Origin of the sequence: Vibrio sp. EA2 (assembly GCF_033042495.1) — a bacterium.
GTDB lineage: Bacteria > Pseudomonadota > Gammaproteobacteria > Enterobacterales > Vibrionaceae > Vibrio.
The window spans coordinates 341,346-359,673 of sequence record NZ_JAWLID010000004.1; the positions used below are offsets into that span (position 1 = coordinate 341,346).

Sequence of the window (18,328 nt, forward strand, 5' to 3'; positions counted from 1 at the left end):
TTTGTACTGTAAAAACCACTGTATTAATATACAGTAAAACGTCGGTTGGGAGGCTAAATGTCTGAACTACATCAAAAAGCAGAGGAGTTTGTTTTGTGTGCACTTGCAGACGATACATGCGGCAATAGTGACCAAAGCAATGAGGTAGGGGTCTTTTTGTTGCAGCTGATTCTCAGACACAAAAAAGGGCAGCTAATAGCCGCCCAGATGGATGAGTTGGGTGTTAAAACAATGCCAATTGTTGTTTCAGGTGATCGCGATGGTCAGGAGATAACGCCTTTATAAGGCAGGTTGCTAAATCACTGGTCGTTTTGGAAGAGGGGCTAAGCGTGTGGCTGAAAAATAAAGACATTACAAATTGATGTTCACACGCTGGGTTCTTACATTCGCAATACAGGTCAGCACAATCATTGGAAAGGCGGTTCGTCTTCTTTATTACCGCCCGTTCCCCACAGCCACAATAAACCCGGCTACCAAACATTGAAGGTTTACTTGCCGCCCCAATTCCTAAATGAAGCTTTGAGGGATTTAAAGAATGTTTATACCCGATAGCACTAACGAACGTATGTCCGCAATTGGGGTTTGAACATGAACAGGATAATTCCGCGCAATTGGCATCCGCAGCGTTGCTTCTGCTAACAATCGCGCGTTCACCGCACTGGCAATAAACTCGCATACATTGACCTAACTTTATGACTGACTTAACAATATTAAAATATGTGCTGTGTTTATGTACAGTGTTGCCTTTAATTTAGTGCAATTTTTGTGTTACACATGATGCGAGTGCTCGATATTAGGAGCGCAGATCTTATTAATAGCTATAGGAGGTAGTCGTGATGACTTGGATTAGATGATGGTAGGACGGCCTACCATCGTCGACAAAAGGTAGATGTTTCGATGAAATTAAGCAAAGAACTTATTTCTAGACTTGATGTAATCTTAGAAGAGGAGGCTCGATTAGGTTTCATTACTGAAGGCGAACGGTGTTTAGTGGTGAACACATTAGAAAAAGTGGCGGAGAGTAAACCAACAGAAGCCACTGAATAAAGGTAAATGCAAGCCCCTAACTATAGTGATTAGGGGCTTTCTTTTATTCACTAACTTTCGACACATCAAACTGCAATTGAAGGTGCTTAGGCACCTCTGGGTCTGAGTTAACCTCATCCATAATCAGCTCACACACCGGGATGATCTCATCCTTGGCATATTCACTGCCTACTTTCACAGGGTCGGGTGAAATTGAACCGCTTGAGGGAATAATGCCCCCTTTACCTGCTGGGAAGCGGTGGCCGACGAGAATGTCCTGCGCGGTAATATTTTTGATGCGCTCAAATTCATCTTTAGTGGCGATATCACCAACCGGAATCAGCTGAATCCCTTTCTCTTTACCATTCGGAATGTTCACAAACATACTGCGGAAGTTACCAACGCCTTTAGAGCTGGCGATCTTTTCCTTCAACATCTTTTCATCATCTTCGCTAAGGCTAGGGTCGGTAGCGTAGAAGATAAAGCCCATGTGTGCGCCGTTCTTGTAGTAGCGACGGCGGAACAAGGTGGCGTCTTTGTTCAGCAAGCTGCTTTGAATGCTGCCAAGATAATCCGCCAAACCGTAGATTTGCTGCTGCGGGTCGTACTGAGGCAAGAAAATAACATCTTCCTTGCGATATTCACGTTGCTGGTTGTCGCGTTCCAGAATGACGAAATTGCCGTTTTTGCGTCGGCGCAGGTACATGCCAGGTAATGGATGCAAGCGAACCACACGTTTGAAACCATCACGGATTTTAAGAAAAGCCCCATCACCAAAGGTGAAGTAATCACGACAAAAAGCTTGGACGTGTCGGCGGCGGGTCGCGCCTCCATTTAGGAAGCGTCCGGCTACATAGTTAGCCCGGGCTATCAACAGTGAGCCATGATAGGCGTTGGCACGAGCAATATCAGCTAAACCACTTCGTGAAATAGGTGGCTCCCAATAATCGTCGGAATCGTTGTAGAACAAATCTGAATAGGTGGTCATCCAACTGTTTGAGTCGATGGACTCTGGTGAAGAGTCGATGTGATAGACCGACTCTGGCGCGTGTTCTTCTTGTTTGACTAAAGTGTTCATTTGCTCGGTCATGCTGCAGTGGCCCAGGTTGATTTAGTTGGTGTTGAGTGATCTAACGGTTCGTTAGATACGGCGTGAGAAATCGCCCAGAATGCATCGGCGTGTCCGGTCGTTTCACTGCGTTCTGCTTTAAAGGTCATAGCGTTACCGCTGGCGGTTGGTACGCGCTTAATCGCCATAAACGCCATCGCAATGTCTTTGTGTTCGGCATCGAACTGCAGGCGTTTGGCTTCTACTACATCAATCATCTTCATTACAAGGCGGTTTTTGTTTTCATTGCTGTAGTGGATTGCGTGAGCTTCACGTGGGTATTTCTTTGAAATTAAGTCCCAAACACCGCCACCAATACCCGTGGTGTCGACGCCGATGTAAGTCACTTTGTAGCGCTGAAAGACTTTATCTATTTCCGCAACGTGATATTGGAAGTTAAGCCCTTTCCAATAGTGTTTTTCTAATACACGGAAACGTTCACCCGCGACGACAGGCGGAGCGACAACTACCAAACAGGCATTGTCTCGGGTTCGGCTTGGGTCGTAACCTAACCAAACTTCGCGATTGGCAAAAGGTCGTTTGTTATTTGGTTTGAAGTCTTGCCAGTGGGCGGCATCCACCATGCCTTTTTCGAGGTCAGAGAATTTGAAGACAGATAGCGAACCATCGACAAACACACACATAAACAGGTTTTTGAAGTCGTCATCACTGTATTCGTCGCGCAGTTCGTCAATGTCAAACAGGTCACAACCACCGTTTGCCGCATCTTCAATGGTGACAACATAACGCCACTGTTTGTCTGGGCAGAGTTGCCCGCCGTCTCGGAATTCATCAAAAGTCGGGAATTCGACATGGGCGCGTGAGTCTTTACCTTTGCGCCACTGGTCGCCAGTCCAGAACGGGTAAGCCTGGTGCATCTTCGACGATGGCGTAGAAAAGTAGGTTTTGCGCCACTTCTTATGCGTTGCCATTGCCGAAGCCAGTTTGTTCAGCTCGTCGAACTTAGGGATCCAGAAATATTCATCGACATAAACGTGGCCGTGATAACTCTGTGCGGTTTTGCTGTTCGTGGACAAAAAGCGCAGTTCGGCCCCGTTGGAGAGAATAATCGGGTTGCCAGTTAACTCGATGTCTAAGAACTCTTTACCAATCGCAATGATGTAGCTGCGGAAAACCTCAGCCTGTGCGCGTGATGCAGAAAGAAAGATTTGGTTGTCACCAGTCAGAATCGCATCTTCTAAGGCTTCACCACTGAAATAGTAGGTAGCACCAATCTGGCGAGACTTGAGAATATTACGAATACGCTGTTTGATGTTGTTACGCATCGTGTGCTGGTATTCGAACAGAGATTCGTGCCAGCCTTTAAAGTCATCTTCTGTCAGGTGTTCAATGCTGTTCTTCTTACGGCTACTTTTGCGGTTGCCACTACTGCTGCTTTTAGAAGAGTTACCATCACTCTTTGGTGAGCTGCCTGGCGAAAGGTGTCGCTCTGCTTTGGCTTTTGCATCAGCGTGAGCTTTTAACAGCTTAACGTGGTGATCGATAAGCTTGTCCATTTCCTTGAGCTGCTGATCGGTTTTCTCATCCTTATCTATCAGCACCGCCAGACGGCGGTTAATCATTTCCTCAACAGAAAGTTCATTAAGCAACAAAGCCCAGCCGAATTTCTCCGCCCAGGTATAAAGGATGCGCTCACTATTAAGGTTAAGTTGCGCTGCAATTTCTTTTGGAGGAACACCGCGTAAATAGAGCTTTTTCGCGGCTTCTCTTATTTCATCTGAATATGCCATAGCTGCATCATACGCGCCGAAAACTCGCAAATGACTAACTAAAATTCGGATAAATTCGGATTTTGGCTAAATCCGAATTCTTAGGAAATGAAGTGGCTGAAAGCCGTTATTCAAAGGCGTATTGTTTGCCGTGACCAAGATTTATTTGACGTAATTAACTAGGCAAACGACAAACATGAGCAAAACCAGTGATTGGAAAATTGTTGCTACAGAAGGCGCAACCGTAGACGGTCGCCAGATTACAGCAGCATGGATTAAAGACATGGCATCGCTGTATTCAACTTCTGAATTCACAGCAATGATTTGGCCGGAGCATGCTCGTTCTCATTGGAATGTGTTTGAAGGTAAGAACTGGGGTGTTGTCGAAGAGCTCAAAGCTGAGAAGAAAGACGGCAAGCTGCGTTTGTTCGCCAAGATTACGCCTAACCAATATTTACTAGACGCTAACCAAGACGGCCAGAAGCTATTCACATCTATTGAACCAAATCCAGATTACAAGGGCGAAGGGCGCTGTTACCTAATGGGCCTAGCTGTGACTGACTCCCCAGCATCTACAGGAACAGACCGCCTTGAGTTCTCACGTAAGCAAGGTGAAGTCACCAAGATTGAGTGTAGCGACCTTGAAGAATTAGACGTGTCAGAGTGCTTCACGACAAATCCCATTTCTAAGTTTTTCTCGGACTTGGCAAAGCATTTCCAAACTGGTGGGGAACTGCCAGCAATTAAACCTGTAGAGCCTGAACCAGAGGACATTGACGTGACTCCAGAGGAACTAGAAGCGCTATTTGATAAGAAATTTAGCGCAATTAAAGGCGAACTCGTAGAAGAGTTTGGCTTGCAAAAACCAGAACCAAAGCCAGCGCCGGAAGTTAAACCGGAAGGCGCAACAGTAGAGCAATTCTCTGCAACGCTAGACGAAAAGCTTAAACCGCTTGTTGAAAAAGTGACTGGCTTAGAAACGAAATTCAACGAACTTTCGCAAGAAGTACCAGACCAAGAGCCAGGTAATTCGGGTGCAAGTGACACAATGCAAGGGGTATTTTAATGCTAAATGCTGTTTCAACTAAGTATCTGGCCGAATTTAGCCTTTCAGTAGCAAAAGCTGCTGGGCTAGAAGTCCCTTACGGTACTTTCAATATCACACCTCCAATGGAAACGGCATTGCGCCAAGCGATTCTAGAATCGCACGAATTCCTTGGCATGATCTCGTTGTTGCCAGTTCAGCAAATTAAAGGCCAAGTAGTTGATGTTGGTAACGATGGTCTTTCCACTGGTCGCACGTCATCAGGTCGCTTTAGCCGTGAAATGGGCCAAAGTGGTAACACCTACGAGCTGACAAAAACAGATTCTGGTGCTCACATTCTGTGGGAAACCATGACGCAATGGGCTAACTCTGGCAAGAAAGGCGAGTGGCTTAAATTAATGCTTAATGCGATTTCACGCATCTTTGCATTAGATATTCTTCGTGTCGGTTTTAACGGTACCTCTATTGCCACACCAACAGACCCAGAAGCTAATCCGCTAGGTCAAGACGTTAACAAAGGTTGGTTAACCATTGTTAAAGAGAAGAAAGCTAGCCAAGTATTAGCATCTGCAAAACTTGACCCAACAGGTGCAGCGGCTGACTCATACAAAAACCTAGACTCGTTGGCACAAGACCTTATCAACACAACCATTGCGCCAGAACACCGCCAAGACCCTGATCTTGTTGTGCTGGTCGGTTCAAACCTGGTCGCAGCAGAGCAGCATCGTTTACTGGAATCAGCAAATTCGCCAACGGAGCATAAAGCTGCTCAAGCGCTAGCTAAAACCATTGCGGGTAAAAAGGCGTATACACCGCCGTTCTTCCCTGCTGATCAGCTTTGGGTTACGAACACTAAGAACCTTCAAGTTCTTACGCAAGCCAATACTCAACAGCGTCGCCAGAAAAACAACGATGACGAATTACGCTTCGAAGCTAACCATATTCGTATGGAAGGTTATGCAGTGGGCAACCTTAAAAAGTTCGCTGCAATTGAAGCGGTGACCGTTGTTGAGCCTGCAGTTTAAGGAGTGATGCATGGTTAGCCCATTAGCAAAACAGCGTCGACAGCTCATTGAAAAGCAGGCTAACCAGTCTGCACCGGGAGTGAGTTCCGGTGCAGATACCGACAGCCTGCACATCAAGCTGATTGAGTTTGAAGAAGACCGCAAGTATTTGCGCTCTTTAAATGCCATCGCTGATCGAATTAAGCACAAGCGTGAAGTGCTGGTACCGAAGTACAAGCCGTATGTTCAGGCCTACTTAGAAAGTGGTGAAGCGTTCGAAAACCCAATCTTTACCAACTTGGTGGTTTGGCTATTCGACATTAAAGAGCTGGATACCGCAATCGAATGGTGCATGAAAGCCATTGAGCTGGACTTACCTACACCAGAAAACTTTCGTCGTGACTGGCCGACGTTCTGTGCTGACGAAGTGTTGGCATGGGCGGAGAAAGAATCGGAACGTGGTCATTCCATCGAGCCTTATTTCTCCCAGGTATTCGAAAAGGTAGAGAAAGACTGGCGCTTGCACGAGAAGGTTCACGCCAAGTGGTACAAGTTCGCGGGTTTATACCTGATTCGAAATGAAGAAGGCCAGCCGCAAGCTACTGCCATCGGCAACGTGGAAACGTTGGAAAAAGCTTTGGCTCTGCTTCAACACGCGCACGATAAGAACAGCAAAGTGGGTGTGGGTACCCAAATCAAAAAGATTGAATCTCGTATTCGCGCCATTAACGAAGGCAAGAATCTGTAAAGACTCCTACGCCACCGCGCCTCGGCTGGTGAGGTAAGAGAAGCCAGTCGGCTAACTCGATACCGTCGACCCAGTGGCTAGAGGCGCCCTAATTTAAATAAGTAAGGAACCGTTATGAGCTTTGGCGGAAATGTTAACAGCGCAGTCGATATCGCCATACCTGGTGAAGGATGGCCGGATTTATCCACGGATGAATTCCGTAGTTTACGCCGTGTTCCCCATACGTTTGATAACGACTCTTTGAATTATGCGGTGACCATCGCCTCGCTAAATATCCAAGAACGATTAGAAAGCCTGATCGTAGATGGTGAAAAGCCAGTGCTGAGCAACCCGAAGATCATGCTCTACAAACGTGCGGTTTATGGTCGGGCTCACGCCGAACTGATGAAAGAGTTTGCGACTCAAGACCGCCGAAAAGAAGGCGAAAGCGTGGCAACGGATGAACCGGAACAAGAGGCACGTTTTCTTGCCCAGAGTAACAAAGATGTGCGTGCGCTACTTGGCCGCAGTGCGAATGGGATTGACTCGATATGAGCGAAACCACTTACAACAAAACCAAGCTGGAACACCTGACGGATTACATCGTCAGTCACCTGAATACCAATGTACTCGATAACAAAATCGACGCCTGGCAGGAAAACGGCTCCATCGTGCCAAACGGTGAAGACCGAGGGAACGGCGGTTACATCGTTTGTAACTGGAAGTACAACGCAGTGATCAGTATTGAAGAGTTTCCGCATCGTCTTTTAGACCCTCGTTGTCTGCTGGCATTGGTTGCCTGTTGGCTGAGCGATTACGACGTTACTCGTAATGAAGATGAGTTAGGCGACCCAGACCTTTCTGTTGATGTGATAAGCAGTGAAGTGGCGGACGTAGCCATTGAGCTGGAAATGATTGAGCCGATTGAGCTGATTCCTGACCCAGCAGGAATGATCACATGGCGAGGGGAAACCTACCGAGTACAGGCCGTTGAAATCTACACCGCCGAAGAAGCGGAGCTGGTGAATGAAGCCGCAAATTAAGGTCAATGAGCGCGATGTGCTCAACATGCAGGAAAAGCTGGCCTTACTGGCTCTGCCACCAAAAAAGCGAGTCTGGATACTGAAAACCCTTGGCCGTTGGGAAAAAGCCAATACACGAAAACGCATTAGCTCCCAAAAAGACATTAACGGAAGCGCTCTGCAGCCAAGGAAAGGAAAGAAAAAAGGCAAAGTGTTAAAGCGGATGGCAAAAGGTTTAACGCCTTATGTGAGAAACGCCAACCAGCTTGATTTGACTTGGAATAACAAGTTAACCGCAAAAATCGCAGCAAGGCACCACGTTGGTCAAAAGCAAAAAATGACCAAGCGCCAAATGCAAAAGCGATGGGGTAAACCGGATTACTCAGCACCTTGTACCAAAGGACAAGCTAGAAAGCTGAGAGAACTGGGCTACACGGTACCAAGAAAAAGCGGTAAAGGACGAAAGAAACCCAGTTTACGTGAGTTGATGGCAACCATTACCCACGGACAAGCAGGACAACTTATTCGAGAACTCTCTAATCAGCCAAATATCACCAGTTGGGATATTCCATTAGCAGAGCGTCAGATTCTCGGTAGTAAAGAACGTGAAGTGAACCGCCAGCTCATCAAGATATTTGAGCAGGCAAAACAGAGGAAATAACCAATGGCAACCGGAAAGGTAGAGGTTAACAATCTCAATTTGGCACAAGGCGGTATCCCTGAGATAGAACGTCACGTGCTTTTCATCGGGCGCACTGACCAGGTAGAACTGCAAGGCAAAGTGACCCGCATTAATAACATGACCAACCTTGATGAAGTTGTCGCTGATGATGCGCTTGGTCTTAACGTGAAGGCAGCTCAGCTTAACGGTAAGCAAAACTGGACGGGTGCGATTGTCGGCTTAGATGCAGATGATACGTGGCAAGATGCTGTTGATCTGGCGAACCGGACTGACTCATTCGAAGGCATTGCCATTTGTGACCCAGTCACGGTCAAAACTCAGTTTGATGATATGCAGTCCAAAGCAACCGAGCTGACTAGCAAACTTGGTCGTTGGGTGTTCTTCCTCGCCGCTTGTGCGGGCATTGATTCAACCCCTGATACAGGCCAAACGTGGGCAGAGTACGAAACCGCCATGCTTGACCTGGTGAAAGATGTCTCTGCAAACCTAGTGACACCCGTTCCTCAACTTAACGGCAACAACCTAGGTGTGTTGGCTGGTCGCTTGTGTGACCGAAGCGTCACGGTAGCAGATAGCCCGATGCGTGTAGCAACTGGCTCAGTCTTGAGTTTGGGTGACATGCCAACGGACAGCGCAGGAAAAGCATTAGAGATGAGCACCATCGCTACGCTGGCAGACGCCCGTTACTCACTGCCTCAGTGGTACGCCGATTTAGAAGGGGTGTACTGGTCGGACGCGACCACATTGGAAGCCAAAGGCGGCGATTATCAGTACCTCGAATACGTTCGTCCGGTTCACAAGCTTAACCGTCGTGTACGTATCAAAGCGATTCGTCGTATTGCAGACCGCATTCTTAACTCAACGCCAGCGAGTATTGAGCTCAACCGCACTTACTTCCGCAAAGAGATGCGTGATATGTCGAAAACGACAGAAGTTGGAGGCATTACCTTCCCTGGTGAAATCATGCCGCCAGAAGATGGTGACGTGACTATTCAGTGGATGACTAAAACCAAAGTGTCGATCGGTTTGATGGTTCGTCCTCACAACTGCCCGAAACACATCGTGGTCAACATCGCGCTTGATCTTACTAACCCTGCAGATTCGGAGGCGTAATCCATGAGCATGAGAATTTCTGGCAAGAACATGCATTTCTCTTTGGGTGACTACAAGCTCAAAGCTCAAAAAGTCACGTTATCCATTACCGATAATTCCGCCGTCAATAAAACCTCTGGTGTGCCAGATGGTTGGGTCGATGGTGACGTTGAAGCAAGTGGTGAAATGGAGCTGACCACGCAGCAATTCAACCTACTCAGCAAAGCCGCTAAACAAGCCGGCTCTTGGCGTGGAATGCCTGATTTTGACGCGCTGTTCTACGGCAAGATTGATAAGGATGAGCTCAAAATTGAAGCCTTCGGATGTCGTATCAAAATCTCTGATCTACTTGATGCCGATTCGAATGGAGGTAGTGCATTAGTTCACAAGCTGCCGTTCGAGGTGACAAGCCCAGACTTTGTCAGCATCAACGGTGTGCCGTACCTGCGTCCGGATGAAACCGAAGACTTGGTTCAATAACAAGGAGGCATGATGGCAGATGTTATCGACCATGCCTGCGGTCTTGAAACCCAATTCACAGAAGTGGCGCTTGCCAACCAACTGGCAAGGGCTAAGCGAATTGAAGAACGGGAAAGCGCACATGAATGCGGCGAATGTGGCGACCCAATCCCAGAAAAACGCCGCCAAAAAGTACCAGGTTGCATCTACTGCACCCAGTGTCAAAGCGAATTGGAGCGAATGACCCGATGAATTTAGCAAAGCTCTTTGTTGAGAAAATCATGAAGCCAGTCCTTGACCACTTAGATATGGTATCCGGTGGTAAAGGCACAATGAACACCCAAGCGGCCATTAATCTGATCCTGATGATTATTGCCCATGAGTCTGGAAAGTTTACTTACTCAAAACAAGTACGTGGTCCTGCATTGGGCTTTACCCAAATGGAGCCAGCCACCTTCAACTGGCTTGTCGAGTGGTTAGGTAACAGTCGCCCTCACTTGTTGGATTCACTGTCGATGTTTTGCCCCGTTGAGCACTTAGACCCTCGTTACATGGTGATTTCACCCGAGTTCGCAGTGGCAACCGCACGACTCAATTTAATTCGGTTCCCAGAAGCCTTGCCAGAAGCCGATGACCTAGAAGGTTTGGCTCGGTACGCGAAGAAGTACTGGAACACAAGCGCAGGTAAAGCAACAGCAGAAGACTACCTACAGGCATATCAATCCCTAATCGGAGAAGCAGCATGAATTTCTTAACTGGAATCGTTGGCAAGACATTGTTGGAAGTACTGAAAGGTCTGTTCTTTCAAATCAGTTGGTCAATCATCCTTGAACGTTTCGCCACACGCTCAGTGGTGTGGGGCTTAGAAACCCTAAAAGGCTTAACTAGCAATGATGTGATGCAAGAAACCGTGGATGACATCATCAACGCATTACAAGGCAAACGCTTAAAAGAAATTCCACAGAAGGAATAGCTATGGATTCATCATGGATATCGGCGATTGTGGCAACGATAGCGCTGCTTATCGCCATCATCAATGTGGTTTTCGGCAGAACGGATAAAGGGCAAAACACCGCCCGAGATCATGACCGTCGTATCCATGCCAATGAGCTAGCCACTGAGCGACTGCGCGGTGATGTCGCCGAAAAGTACGCCACTAAGCACGAACTACGGGAAGCCGTAGATGATTTGAAAGATTCTATTAACGGACGGTTCGACCGTTTGGAAACCAAGTTAGATAAAGAGAGAGATGTAGCATGAGCAAGCAAATTGTACTAACGGTCGGTGATGCAGATATCACGTTCGTCCCAACAGAAGCAGATTACAACGACTACATGAACGCGTTGGCACAGGGGGAAATCGTGAACTCTGCACATAACTTTCTGATGAACACTGTTACAGAAGAAAGCAAAGAAGTATTCCGTGAACTGACGAACGAGAACCCAGGTGCAGCGATTCAGGTTGTGGGTGAAGTTCTCAAGGAATACACGCCGAAGCTGCAAATCAAAGTAAAAAAATAGATGCCCTTGTTCGGGCTATGGACTCCAACGAGCTCGAACAAATGCTCACCTGGCGCCGTAAGTGGTTGCCGGGTGAGACAGACAGCGAAGAGAACCTTGCAAGGGCCATTTGGTTAGAGCGTCAGTATTGGGAAAACATGCAAGCTGCCACCGCTAACGGGGTTGCCAAGGCGTTTAGCTGATAAGGAACACGATGTTACCAGAAGCACTCAGATTTCAAGTTGGATTGATTGACCAGATTTCTAAACCTCTGGGCAATATTCAACGCAATTTGAATGATGTCACCAATACCTACCGTCAGGGTACTCATACCATGATGGCAGGAGCGGCAGGCATGGTGGGTGCTGGTTTTGCATTGCAACAAGCCTTGATGCCAGCGATTGAGATGGACAGGGCATTAGGTGAAGTGAAATCACTTGGTGTTGCCGATGACCAGCTAAAAACCCTTACCCAAACAGCAATGAAGTTTTCGGTTGAATACGGTAAGTCGGCCACTGAATTTGTGGCGGCTTCGTATGATATCAAATCTGCTATGGGGGATATGACAGGCGATGAACTGGCGGGTGTCACAAGAAGCTCGGCTATTTTAGCCGCTGCGACTAAAGCAGATACGGCCACCATTACCAACTACATGGGTACCATGTACTCGGTTTTTAAAGACCAAGCCGATCGGATTGGTAAAGACAACTGGGCTGAACAAGTTGCAGGTATGACCGCAAAATCTGTCGAGAGGTTCAAAACCACGGGTCAAGGAATGTCGGATGCGTTTAAAGGTGTTGGCGCATTAGGTAAAACTCACGGCGTAGCCATTCAGGAGCAAATGGCAGTGCTTGGCCTGCTGCAAGGTTCTATGACAGGAAGTGAAGCGGGAACTCGTTATAAAGCCTTTATGAGCGGCGTGGTAAAAGCGCAAGACAAGCTAGGCATGGCGTTTACCGACAGCAACGGGAAGATGCTGCCAATGTTCGACATTATGTCGAAACTACGCAACCAATTCGGTGACTTAGATTCACTGGAAATTGACCAGATTAAGCAAGCTTTCGGCTCGGATGAAGCCGTGCTGCTTATCACCGACTTGATAGGTAAAACGGGTGAGCTGCAATCAAGCGTCAAAGACCTAAATGATGCCAGTAACTTAAATACGGCAATTAACATGGCTGGAGCGATGACCGACCAATGGGAACGACTTGAACAAGGCGTGTTTGCGGTTCGAACTGCTTTTGGCGCGGCGTTGTTGCCTGCTCTCTTGCCAGTGATTTCGAGCTTGGCCGATGGTGCGATAGAAATCATCGAATGGACAGAGATGTTCCCGAACCTGACAAAGTACATTGGTTTTGCTGCCATGGCGATTTTAGGTGCAGCAGCAGCAGGTGGTGCTTTTACCTTAATGATGGGTGTCGGTAAACAAGCCATGGCGACTTATATGCTCACCATGAAGATGTTTACAGGGGTGAACTTTTTACTAACCAAAGGAATGGCAGCGCTTCGCGTTGCAATGCTAGCGGTAAACATCGCAATGATGGCTAACCCAATTGGATTCATTGTTGGTGCTGTAGTAGCCGCAATTGCCGCAGTTGGTGCGCTGATTTTCTACTGGGATGATTTGAAAGCCTCGTTTGGTGACACAACATGGTTCCAAGTACTAGAAGGGGCGATCACTCTAATCACTCTCCCATTCAGAGCTATGTTTGAGTTCATCAAGGCAGGTTGGCAATGGGTCATGAGCGGCTTTACCGACACTAGTGGATTTGCATTTATCGGTGATATGGCTAACTCAATGAAGGAAGTTTTTTCCGGAGTGTTCAATTGGATTACCCAGAGCCTAGCGGGAATTTGGGACTCAGTGAAAGGACTCATTGATTGGATTCCAGGTCTTAGCGGTGATGACAGTTTAGATGTGAAATCTAAATCGGTTCAAAGCGCTACGCCTCGTGCACAAATTCAACCAGGTGGCGCAGCTAAGAACATTGCCAGCTACCAAACCAGCTCGACCAACTACGGTGGAGTGGCGATTTATCCAACCTACATGAACAGCCCGCAAGACATGGCGAGTGAAATAGAAATGGCGGCAGGCTAATGGCGGATTACAAATACCAGGACATTTTGATTGAGAACGGGGATGTGGTGCTCGATGCAGGCCGCAACCCAATCTTGATTCAAGACCGTGCGGTGATCGCCCAAGATATCAAACACGCCATCATCGAGAGCAACTTAGCGGTGGACTTAATCGCTGAGCGAAGCCCGTCAAAGAAAGCCGATATCCGTACCAAGCTGGAACTGCTGGTTGAAGAAGACGTTCGATTGGTACCAGGTACCGTGCGTTTGGATGAACCGACCGAGGGCACGATTTACGTGTTTGCCGACACCATGGACTTTGGCGAGTTGCAATTAGAGATAGTGAATAACGGAGAGCGTTAATGACTGATATTCCAAAACCAGACTATTCCGAACTGGTGAAGCAATCCGGTATCCCAACCGATGAAGCAGGTTGGAAGAAAGTACTCAAAGAGGAGATGGACAAAGAAGGTTCCATCATCTCAAACGACTCGCCGTTCTCTCCATTTTGGCGCCTTATCGAAGCCACGGTCGTGAAAGTCACGATGTGGCTCATCAATACCTTATTGGTTGGCTATGTTTTACCGAACATGTTTGTTGCAACTGCCGTTGACCAATGGCTCGACTTGTTGGCGTGGCAATGCAAACTCACCCGTAAAGGAGCAACCAAAGCCAAAGGCATGATCGCCTTTCAACGTTCTGCGGCTAAAGGCCCCGCCTTGGTGATCCCCAAAGATACATGGGTTCAAACCGAACCGATTAACGGCACGATTTACCGGGTAAAGGTGCTTGCCGATACCACGATGCCAGAAAACGACACCATGGTGATGGCAGAGGTCGAGGCGGAGAACGAGGGGGCGGCTTACAACCTAGGTGAAGGTTATTACCACATTTTACCTACTGCGATACCGGGCATCGGCGCAGTGACGAACCCTGCCGAATGGTTGAATGAAGCAGGGGCAGACAAAGAGAGTAATGACGAACTCCGCCTGCGTATTCGTAACCAGTGGAGCGCAGTCGCAAGATGGCACATTGATGCGGCTTACCGTTCACTGCTCACCAGTCGCGCAGGTATCAATGACGACAATGTCTATTTTGAGCACAACGCCCCGCGTGGTCCTGGTACTGCAAACGCGCTCATCCTTTTAGACACGGGTGAACCATCGGCAGAAATGTTGGCAGATTTGAATGAGTACATTCGTGTCGAAGGTCAGCACGGTCATGGTGATGATCTGCAAGTGCTAGCGATGCCAGAAACGACCCACGATATTGTTTGCCGGGTTTGGCCGCTTCGTTCCTTAACGATGGAAGACCGAGACGCGTTGCGCATTAAAGTGGAGCAGTTCATTGGTGCGGCTTTCCGTGAAAACACCGACTACTCACCAACGGTCACTAATCCGGTTCTACGATTCAGTTTTTCAAGGCTAGGGCAGGAATTGCATGCGCAGTTCTCAGAGATTGAATCGCTCGAATTCGAGAATGCCGACATCATCAACAATCTGGCGGTGCCGCGAATTAATTCTTTGGGGGTGACGATTGAAAATTCCTGAGATTAATCTGCGTTATTGGATGGGAAGAGGCGAGCTGGCTAAGTTCGCCCGAGCCATGCGCAATTACTGGGAACACGTGAGAGCGGCATTCGAAATGCCACTGCAGCAGCATGATCCGTTAACCGCCCCAATTGCACTGGTAAACATTCTCGCCTGGCAACGTGAAATAGAACGCTTAGGGCAAGAGCCGGAAGAGTTATTTCGAATCCGTGTTGCTCACGCTTATGGCTTCGCTCGTGACGCGGGAACGATAGCAGGTTGGGAAGATATGTTCGCCAAGTTGGGTTATCCGCACATCGGGCAAGACGAGCGTTTAGCCAATGTGGATTGGGATGTAATCAGTCTAAAAATCCGCGACGGCGATTTAACCAATGTTCCCAAGCTGCTAGATACAGTAATCAGACAATACGGCAGAACCTGCCGCCGCTATCAATACACCAGTTATGTCGAAATGCCGTTGGCAGCGCGAAGCAAGAACGTCGAAGCGCAATACACCACGTCTCACGTTAAGACTCGACTCAACGTTGGCATGCTTCCAAGTGTGCTGAACGTCGACTGCGAATATTACCAAGCCACAGTGAAGGGTTAAGGAATTACTAAACATGGCAAATACCACTGACAAGTCAATTTTAACCGCCGCAGGTAAAGCACTGTTGGCACAGCTCAACGCTGAAGAAAAACCACTAATCATCGACAAGATGATGTTCGCCAATGTACCCAACCGCCCAGAGTTTCCGCAGCCAGATGATGTGGTACCGACTGACGACATTGTTCATCAAGAACAGGTTGAACAGCGCGGCCGTCTTTCTGCAGACTCGGTGATCTACAGCACCACTTTGACCAGCGATGTTGGTCCGTTTGAGTTCAACTGGACTGGCGCATACTGCTCTGAATATGGCGTACTAGTCACGATTGACCATCACGCGCTTACACCTAAAACAGCTGATGAGCCGGGTGTCGCGGGTAATACTTTGGTGCGTTCGGTCGTCCTTGAATACAAAGACATTGCAGAAATCACCAATATCACGGTAGATGCATCAAGCTGGCAATATAACGCCACTGACCGCATGAAAAAGATGGACAGCGATGTGGCGCAATCCATCATCGACCAAAATGGCAAAGACTGGTTTATCGAAGACGGTTTCTTGGTCACACCATCAGGTGAAGCCTACAACATCAAAGCGGGTGCCGGTTATGTGTCGGGCAACCGTGTAAGCATGGAATTTGACCGCAGCGTTCAGGTTCCCAACAAACCATCGTTCATTTATATCGATGCACACCGCGAAGGCACTCCAACTGGTGAACAGGTTACCCTGTTTGATTTCGTCATCACGGCCGAAGAGAAAGACGATTACATCGACTCATCAACAGGCAAAGATATCCCACATTTCGTGTGCAAAATTGCTGAGGTTTTAGCCGATGGATCGGTGAGTGATTTGAGGCCGGAATCCTGGGTAAAGGAGAACTTTGTCGATAAGACTGGCTCAAAAAAAGGTCTTACGGTTCGTGCAAAACCGAGTAATGAAAAACAAACAGAGTGGTATCGACCTGGTCTGTTTGATGTTTCGTCATTCGGTGAGGTTGGCGGGGATGCAGAGAATGAAATCATTGCCGATGATGCATTTAGAGACACACGAGAAGAAATGCTGGCGGCAGGCGGCGGCAAAATGTTTATGCCATCGACGCGGTATACCGTGAAAACACCCGTCATTCCAGACCAATCCGATACCGCTGGCAAATTTGTTATTGAAGGGGAAAGCCAGAACACAGCGAGAATTGAAACTGACCAAGACATCGACGTTATTGTCTCTCGTGAGCGTTTAACATTGAACCGAGTTAAGTTGGTCAATACACACGCAAACAAGATTGGTCGTGGTGTTGCTACCAATAACACAAAGCAGTCTTCAGTATCCAGTCATCGAGACTCTATTATTGAGGGCTTTCGCTTTGGTGTTTGGCACCGCTACTCGCTTTGGAACGAGTTTAGAAACCTCAATTTCATCGATAACGTCTGTGGTATTCGACTTTCTCGTCATGCTTATCAGGCCGACAACAGTAACCCATTGCCGACTAAGGGCTGGAACAGTTGGGAAGATGGCTGGTTTCACAATGCCATTGTGATGGATCAAGTCTATTGCGAAGGTGGTGAAGTCGGGATCTGGGCTGCGATGATGTGTGGAACCTTAATAGGTTGCACCACACAAGGCCAACGTGCTGATGGGGTAACCAATGATGTGCTGCCTGATGGTCTACACGGTACGGGAGTATTGTTGGACTGCGGATCTGATACCACTCGTTCTGGTTGGAACAACACTATCATCAGCCACTATTGTGAGTTCTCTGATGTTGGTCTGCATGCGATTGGGCAAAAGTATGTCGGCATTGATGGCTTTTTCATGCAAGGCGGAGACGCATCTAATCGCGCTAAAAGCATGTTGATTGCTGAAAATTCCTTAATTATGGCCAGAGGTGTGGTCGGTCAGGACTATTGGGAAGATGGCTTATTTAAGGCGCTGAACAACGGAACAATTGTTTTAGAAGGTGGTCATTCTGGGCCTAAGATTGGTGCGGAGTTTAATGTCGATGCGACGTCTGAGGTGTTACCGAGAGGTCAGTGCGATTTAGACAAAAAAGTCTTTAGGATATCTAAACCGTTAGGCGTTGCTGAAATGACCTGGACGCTCACCACTGTTGTGCCGGATTACTCAGTGATGAAGCTGTACTTTGTCGGTCAGTATGATGGCTATCAGGAGAGGGCCGGAGAATGCACCATATACAATCTTCAATCTACTTCTGAAACCATTATCCAATGGCCAGCCAAGTCGGTCTTCAATAGTGAAACAAGTTTATGGGAAGTGAAGCCTGGGAACATTATTGGAGTTGACGTGACCGCATCGAATAGCGGAACTGTTCAAATTAAGTTATCAGGCAATCAAGCTTATTACTTTAGGGTCATCGCTCAAGTGGTGGGTGGTGAAAACGTATCGAATACAAGTATCGGATTAATTGGGGTGTAATATGGCATTAACAATGACTTACGCAAAGAGTGTGGCTGGAATGGCTGAGCCAATCATTTATCCAGACGCCTATTGGCGAATTTTAAAGTTAGAGGGGTCAAAAGACGAATTACTCGTACAAGTAGAGGTGCTACAGACGTCAGAGTCCAAAGGAACGGTTGGCTTGTTTCCATTCACGTTTACCCCTGACCCAGAAGGTGTTAATTATCACCAACAGGCCTATGACTATTTAAAGACGTTAGAACCTTTTCAAGGTGCAGTAGATAGCTAATTGGTTTTAAAGAGAACTAG

Annotated in this window: 25 protein-coding genes and 1 pseudogene; 22 read left to right on the forward strand and 4 right to left on the reverse strand. The window is 47.6% G+C overall.

Annotation, left to right across the window (positions count from 1 at the left end; translation table 11 throughout):
* Positions 1–57 precede the first annotated feature (57 nt).
* Positions 58–285 carry a hypothetical protein gene (locus RXX31_RS12395; protein ID WP_317589724.1) on the forward strand — a complete coding sequence of 76 codons (228 nt, stop codon included), beginning with the start codon at positions 58–60 and terminating at the stop codon, positions 283–285.
* Here RXX31_RS12395 and RXX31_RS12400 read toward each other — a convergent pair.
* Together RXX31_RS12400 and RXX31_RS12405 are read right to left on the reverse strand one after the other, a co-directional pair.
* Entirely contained in the window at positions 224–481 is a 258-nt protein-coding gene (locus RXX31_RS12400; protein WP_262584451.1) for an ogr/Delta-like zinc finger family protein, read from the reverse strand. The two genes, RXX31_RS12395 and RXX31_RS12400, sit on opposite strands and share 62 nt — an antisense overlap.
* A gap of 66 nt (positions 482–547) precedes the next feature.
* Positions 548–676 (reverse strand): annotated as a pseudogene (locus RXX31_RS12405) (ogr/Delta-like zinc finger family protein); the annotation flags it as partial.
* Between the two features lie 221 nt (positions 677–897).
* On the opposite strand from RXX31_RS12405, the gene RXX31_RS12410 reads away from it, so the two are divergent.
* Positions 898–1,047 (forward strand): hypothetical protein, encoded by a 150-nt coding sequence (locus RXX31_RS12410; protein WP_317589725.1) that lies wholly within the window; start codon positions 898–900, stop codon positions 1,045–1,047.
* A gap of 43 nt (positions 1,048–1,090) precedes the next feature.
* On the opposite strand, the gene RXX31_RS12415 is transcribed toward RXX31_RS12410, so the two are convergent.
* Both RXX31_RS12415 and RXX31_RS12420 read right to left on the reverse strand, forming a co-directional pair.
* Entirely contained in the window at positions 1,091–2,116 is a 1,026-nt protein-coding gene (locus tag RXX31_RS12415) for a phage portal protein (protein WP_317589726.1), read from the reverse strand.
* Positions 2,113–3,885 (reverse strand): terminase large subunit domain-containing protein, encoded by a 1,773-nt coding sequence (locus tag RXX31_RS12420; protein WP_317589727.1) that lies wholly within the window; start codon positions 3,883–3,885, stop codon positions 2,113–2,115. Before RXX31_RS12420 ends, RXX31_RS12415 begins: the two co-directional genes overlap by 4 nt.
* 175 nt (positions 3,886–4,060) lie before the next feature.
* Between RXX31_RS12420 and RXX31_RS12425 the strand changes: the two genes are divergently transcribed.
* The 20 genes from RXX31_RS12425 to RXX31_RS12520 all read left to right on the forward strand — a co-directional run bounded on the left by RXX31_RS12425 (position 4,061) and on the right by RXX31_RS12520 (position 18,308).
* Positions 4,061–4,930, forward strand: coding sequence for a GPO family capsid scaffolding protein (locus RXX31_RS12425; RefSeq protein WP_203494240.1), 870 nt, complete (start codon positions 4,061–4,063; stop codon positions 4,928–4,930).
* Positions 4,930–5,934 (forward strand): phage major capsid protein, P2 family, encoded by a 1,005-nt coding sequence (locus RXX31_RS12430; RefSeq protein WP_203494239.1) that lies wholly within the window; start codon positions 4,930–4,932, stop codon positions 5,932–5,934. Before RXX31_RS12425 ends, RXX31_RS12430 begins: the two co-directional genes overlap by 1 nt.
* A gap of 10 nt (positions 5,935–5,944) precedes the next feature.
* Positions 5,945–6,661 carry a phage terminase small subunit gene (gene gpM, locus RXX31_RS12435; RefSeq protein ID WP_317589729.1) on the forward strand — a complete coding sequence of 239 codons (717 nt, stop codon included), beginning with the start codon at positions 5,945–5,947 and terminating at the stop codon, positions 6,659–6,661.
* A gap of 114 nt (positions 6,662–6,775) precedes the next feature.
* Positions 6,776–7,195 (forward strand): head completion/stabilization protein, encoded by a 420-nt coding sequence (locus RXX31_RS12440; RefSeq protein ID WP_317589730.1) that lies wholly within the window; start codon positions 6,776–6,778, stop codon positions 7,193–7,195.
* Complete coding sequence (locus RXX31_RS12445; protein ID WP_267400586.1) at positions 7,192–7,683, forward strand: phage tail protein; 492 nt, start codon at positions 7,192–7,194, stop codon at positions 7,681–7,683. The genes RXX31_RS12440 and RXX31_RS12445 overlap by 4 nt, the downstream gene beginning before the upstream one ends.
* Positions 7,667–8,323, forward strand: a complete 657-nt coding sequence (locus RXX31_RS12450) for a virion morphogenesis protein (protein WP_317589734.1) — start codon at positions 7,667–7,669, stop codon at positions 8,321–8,323. The genes RXX31_RS12445 and RXX31_RS12450 overlap by 17 nt, the downstream gene beginning before the upstream one ends.
* 3 nt (positions 8,324–8,326) lie before the next feature.
* Complete coding sequence (locus tag RXX31_RS12455; protein WP_317589736.1) at positions 8,327–9,457, forward strand: DUF2586 domain-containing protein; 1,131 nt, start codon at positions 8,327–8,329, stop codon at positions 9,455–9,457.
* A gap of 3 nt (positions 9,458–9,460) precedes the next feature.
* Positions 9,461–9,916 carry a phage protein gene (locus RXX31_RS12460; RefSeq protein ID WP_025517560.1) on the forward strand — a complete coding sequence of 152 codons (456 nt, stop codon included), beginning with the start codon at positions 9,461–9,463 and terminating at the stop codon, positions 9,914–9,916.
* Between the two features lie 12 nt (positions 9,917–9,928).
* Positions 9,929–10,147, forward strand: a complete 219-nt coding sequence (locus RXX31_RS12465) for a TraR/DksA C4-type zinc finger protein (RefSeq protein ID WP_069515543.1) — start codon at positions 9,929–9,931, stop codon at positions 10,145–10,147.
* Entirely contained in the window at positions 10,144–10,641 is a 498-nt protein-coding gene (locus tag RXX31_RS12470) for a hypothetical protein (protein ID WP_317589740.1), read from the forward strand. The genes RXX31_RS12465 and RXX31_RS12470 overlap by 4 nt, the downstream gene beginning before the upstream one ends.
* Complete coding sequence (locus RXX31_RS12475) at positions 10,638–10,868, forward strand: hypothetical protein (protein ID WP_031429740.1); 231 nt, start codon at positions 10,638–10,640, stop codon at positions 10,866–10,868. The genes RXX31_RS12470 and RXX31_RS12475 overlap by 4 nt, the downstream gene beginning before the upstream one ends.
* A gap of 2 nt (positions 10,869–10,870) precedes the next feature.
* Entirely contained in the window at positions 10,871–11,155 is a 285-nt protein-coding gene (locus RXX31_RS12480) for a hypothetical protein (protein WP_025517570.1), read from the forward strand.
* Complete coding sequence (locus RXX31_RS12485; protein ID WP_025517572.1) at positions 11,152–11,415, forward strand: putative phage tail assembly chaperone; 264 nt, start codon at positions 11,152–11,154, stop codon at positions 11,413–11,415. Before RXX31_RS12480 ends, RXX31_RS12485 begins: the two co-directional genes overlap by 4 nt.
* 41 nt (positions 11,416–11,456) lie before the next feature.
* Positions 11,457–11,597, forward strand: a complete 141-nt coding sequence (locus RXX31_RS12490) for a DUF6890 family protein (protein WP_162836293.1) — start codon at positions 11,457–11,459, stop codon at positions 11,595–11,597.
* A gap of 11 nt (positions 11,598–11,608) precedes the next feature.
* The gene (locus RXX31_RS12495) at positions 11,609–13,492 is read left to right on the forward strand and encodes a phage tail tape measure protein (RefSeq protein ID WP_317589743.1); all 1,884 of its coding nucleotides are present in this window, start codon (positions 11,609–11,611) and stop codon (positions 13,490–13,492) included.
* Positions 13,492–13,833 carry a DUF2590 family protein gene (locus RXX31_RS12500; protein ID WP_025589745.1) on the forward strand — a complete coding sequence of 114 codons (342 nt, stop codon included), beginning with the start codon at positions 13,492–13,494 and terminating at the stop codon, positions 13,831–13,833. The genes RXX31_RS12495 and RXX31_RS12500 overlap by 1 nt, the downstream gene beginning before the upstream one ends.
* Complete coding sequence (locus RXX31_RS12505; RefSeq protein ID WP_317589745.1) at positions 13,833–15,020, forward strand: baseplate J/gp47 family protein; 1,188 nt, start codon at positions 13,833–13,835, stop codon at positions 15,018–15,020. Before RXX31_RS12500 ends, RXX31_RS12505 begins: the two co-directional genes overlap by 1 nt.
* Complete coding sequence (locus RXX31_RS12510) at positions 15,007–15,609, forward strand: phage tail protein (RefSeq protein WP_317589747.1); 603 nt, start codon at positions 15,007–15,009, stop codon at positions 15,607–15,609. Before RXX31_RS12505 ends, RXX31_RS12510 begins: the two co-directional genes overlap by 14 nt.
* Before the next feature lie 13 nt (positions 15,610–15,622).
* The gene (locus RXX31_RS12515; protein ID WP_317589749.1) at positions 15,623–18,037 is read left to right on the forward strand and encodes a phage tail protein; all 2,415 of its coding nucleotides are present in this window, start codon (positions 15,623–15,625) and stop codon (positions 18,035–18,037) included.
* Between the two features lies 1 nt (position 18,038).
* Positions 18,039–18,308 carry a hypothetical protein gene (locus tag RXX31_RS12520; RefSeq protein WP_317589751.1) on the forward strand — a complete coding sequence of 90 codons (270 nt, stop codon included), beginning with the start codon at positions 18,039–18,041 and terminating at the stop codon, positions 18,306–18,308.
* Positions 18,309–18,328: the final 20 nt, after the last annotated feature.

What these genes read in the sequence shown, in the direction of transcription:
- RXX31_RS12395 (WP_317589724.1), top strand. Translation starts at nt 58, where the DNA reads ATGTCTGAACTACATCAAAAAGCAGAGGAGTTTGTTTTGTGTGCACTT.
- RXX31_RS12400 (WP_262584451.1), bottom strand. Translation starts at nt 481, where the DNA reads ATGTTTGGTAGCCGGGTTTATTGTGGCTGTGGGGAACGGGCGGTAATA.
- RXX31_RS12410 (WP_317589725.1), top strand. Translation starts at nt 898, where the DNA reads ATGAAATTAAGCAAAGAACTTATTTCTAGACTTGATGTAATCTTAGAA.
- RXX31_RS12415 (WP_317589726.1), bottom strand. Translation starts at nt 2,116, where the DNA reads ATGACCGAGCAAATGAACACTTTAGTCAAACAAGAAGAACACGCGCCA.
- RXX31_RS12420 (WP_317589727.1), bottom strand. Translation starts at nt 3,885, where the DNA reads ATGGCATATTCAGATGAAATAAGAGAAGCCGCGAAAAAGCTCTATTTA.
- RXX31_RS12425 (WP_203494240.1), top strand. Translation starts at nt 4,061, where the DNA reads ATGAGCAAAACCAGTGATTGGAAAATTGTTGCTACAGAAGGCGCAACC.
- RXX31_RS12430 (WP_203494239.1), top strand. Translation starts at nt 4,930, where the DNA reads ATGCTAAATGCTGTTTCAACTAAGTATCTGGCCGAATTTAGCCTTTCA.
- gpM (WP_317589729.1), top strand. Translation starts at nt 5,945, where the DNA reads ATGGTTAGCCCATTAGCAAAACAGCGTCGACAGCTCATTGAAAAGCAG.
- RXX31_RS12440 (WP_317589730.1), top strand. Translation starts at nt 6,776, where the DNA reads ATGAGCTTTGGCGGAAATGTTAACAGCGCAGTCGATATCGCCATACCT.
- RXX31_RS12445 (WP_267400586.1), top strand. Translation starts at nt 7,192, where the DNA reads ATGAGCGAAACCACTTACAACAAAACCAAGCTGGAACACCTGACGGAT.
- RXX31_RS12450 (WP_317589734.1), top strand. Translation starts at nt 7,667, where the DNA reads ATGAAGCCGCAAATTAAGGTCAATGAGCGCGATGTGCTCAACATGCAG.
- RXX31_RS12455 (WP_317589736.1), top strand. Translation starts at nt 8,327, where the DNA reads ATGGCAACCGGAAAGGTAGAGGTTAACAATCTCAATTTGGCACAAGGC.
- RXX31_RS12460 (WP_025517560.1), top strand. Translation starts at nt 9,461, where the DNA reads ATGAGCATGAGAATTTCTGGCAAGAACATGCATTTCTCTTTGGGTGAC.
- RXX31_RS12465 (WP_069515543.1), top strand. Translation starts at nt 9,929, where the DNA reads ATGGCAGATGTTATCGACCATGCCTGCGGTCTTGAAACCCAATTCACA.
- RXX31_RS12470 (WP_317589740.1), top strand. Translation starts at nt 10,144, where the DNA reads ATGAATTTAGCAAAGCTCTTTGTTGAGAAAATCATGAAGCCAGTCCTT.
- RXX31_RS12475 (WP_031429740.1), top strand. Translation starts at nt 10,638, where the DNA reads ATGAATTTCTTAACTGGAATCGTTGGCAAGACATTGTTGGAAGTACTG.
- RXX31_RS12480 (WP_025517570.1), top strand. Translation starts at nt 10,871, where the DNA reads ATGGATTCATCATGGATATCGGCGATTGTGGCAACGATAGCGCTGCTT.
- RXX31_RS12485 (WP_025517572.1), top strand. Translation starts at nt 11,152, where the DNA reads ATGAGCAAGCAAATTGTACTAACGGTCGGTGATGCAGATATCACGTTC.
- RXX31_RS12490 (WP_162836293.1), top strand. Translation starts at nt 11,457, where the DNA reads ATGCTCACCTGGCGCCGTAAGTGGTTGCCGGGTGAGACAGACAGCGAA.
- RXX31_RS12495 (WP_317589743.1), top strand. Translation starts at nt 11,609, where the DNA reads ATGTTACCAGAAGCACTCAGATTTCAAGTTGGATTGATTGACCAGATT.
- RXX31_RS12500 (WP_025589745.1), top strand. Translation starts at nt 13,492, where the DNA reads ATGGCGGATTACAAATACCAGGACATTTTGATTGAGAACGGGGATGTG.
- RXX31_RS12505 (WP_317589745.1), top strand. Translation starts at nt 13,833, where the DNA reads ATGACTGATATTCCAAAACCAGACTATTCCGAACTGGTGAAGCAATCC.
- RXX31_RS12515 (WP_317589749.1), top strand. Translation starts at nt 15,623, where the DNA reads ATGGCAAATACCACTGACAAGTCAATTTTAACCGCCGCAGGTAAAGCA.
- RXX31_RS12520 (WP_317589751.1), top strand. Translation starts at nt 18,039, where the DNA reads ATGGCATTAACAATGACTTACGCAAAGAGTGTGGCTGGAATGGCTGAG.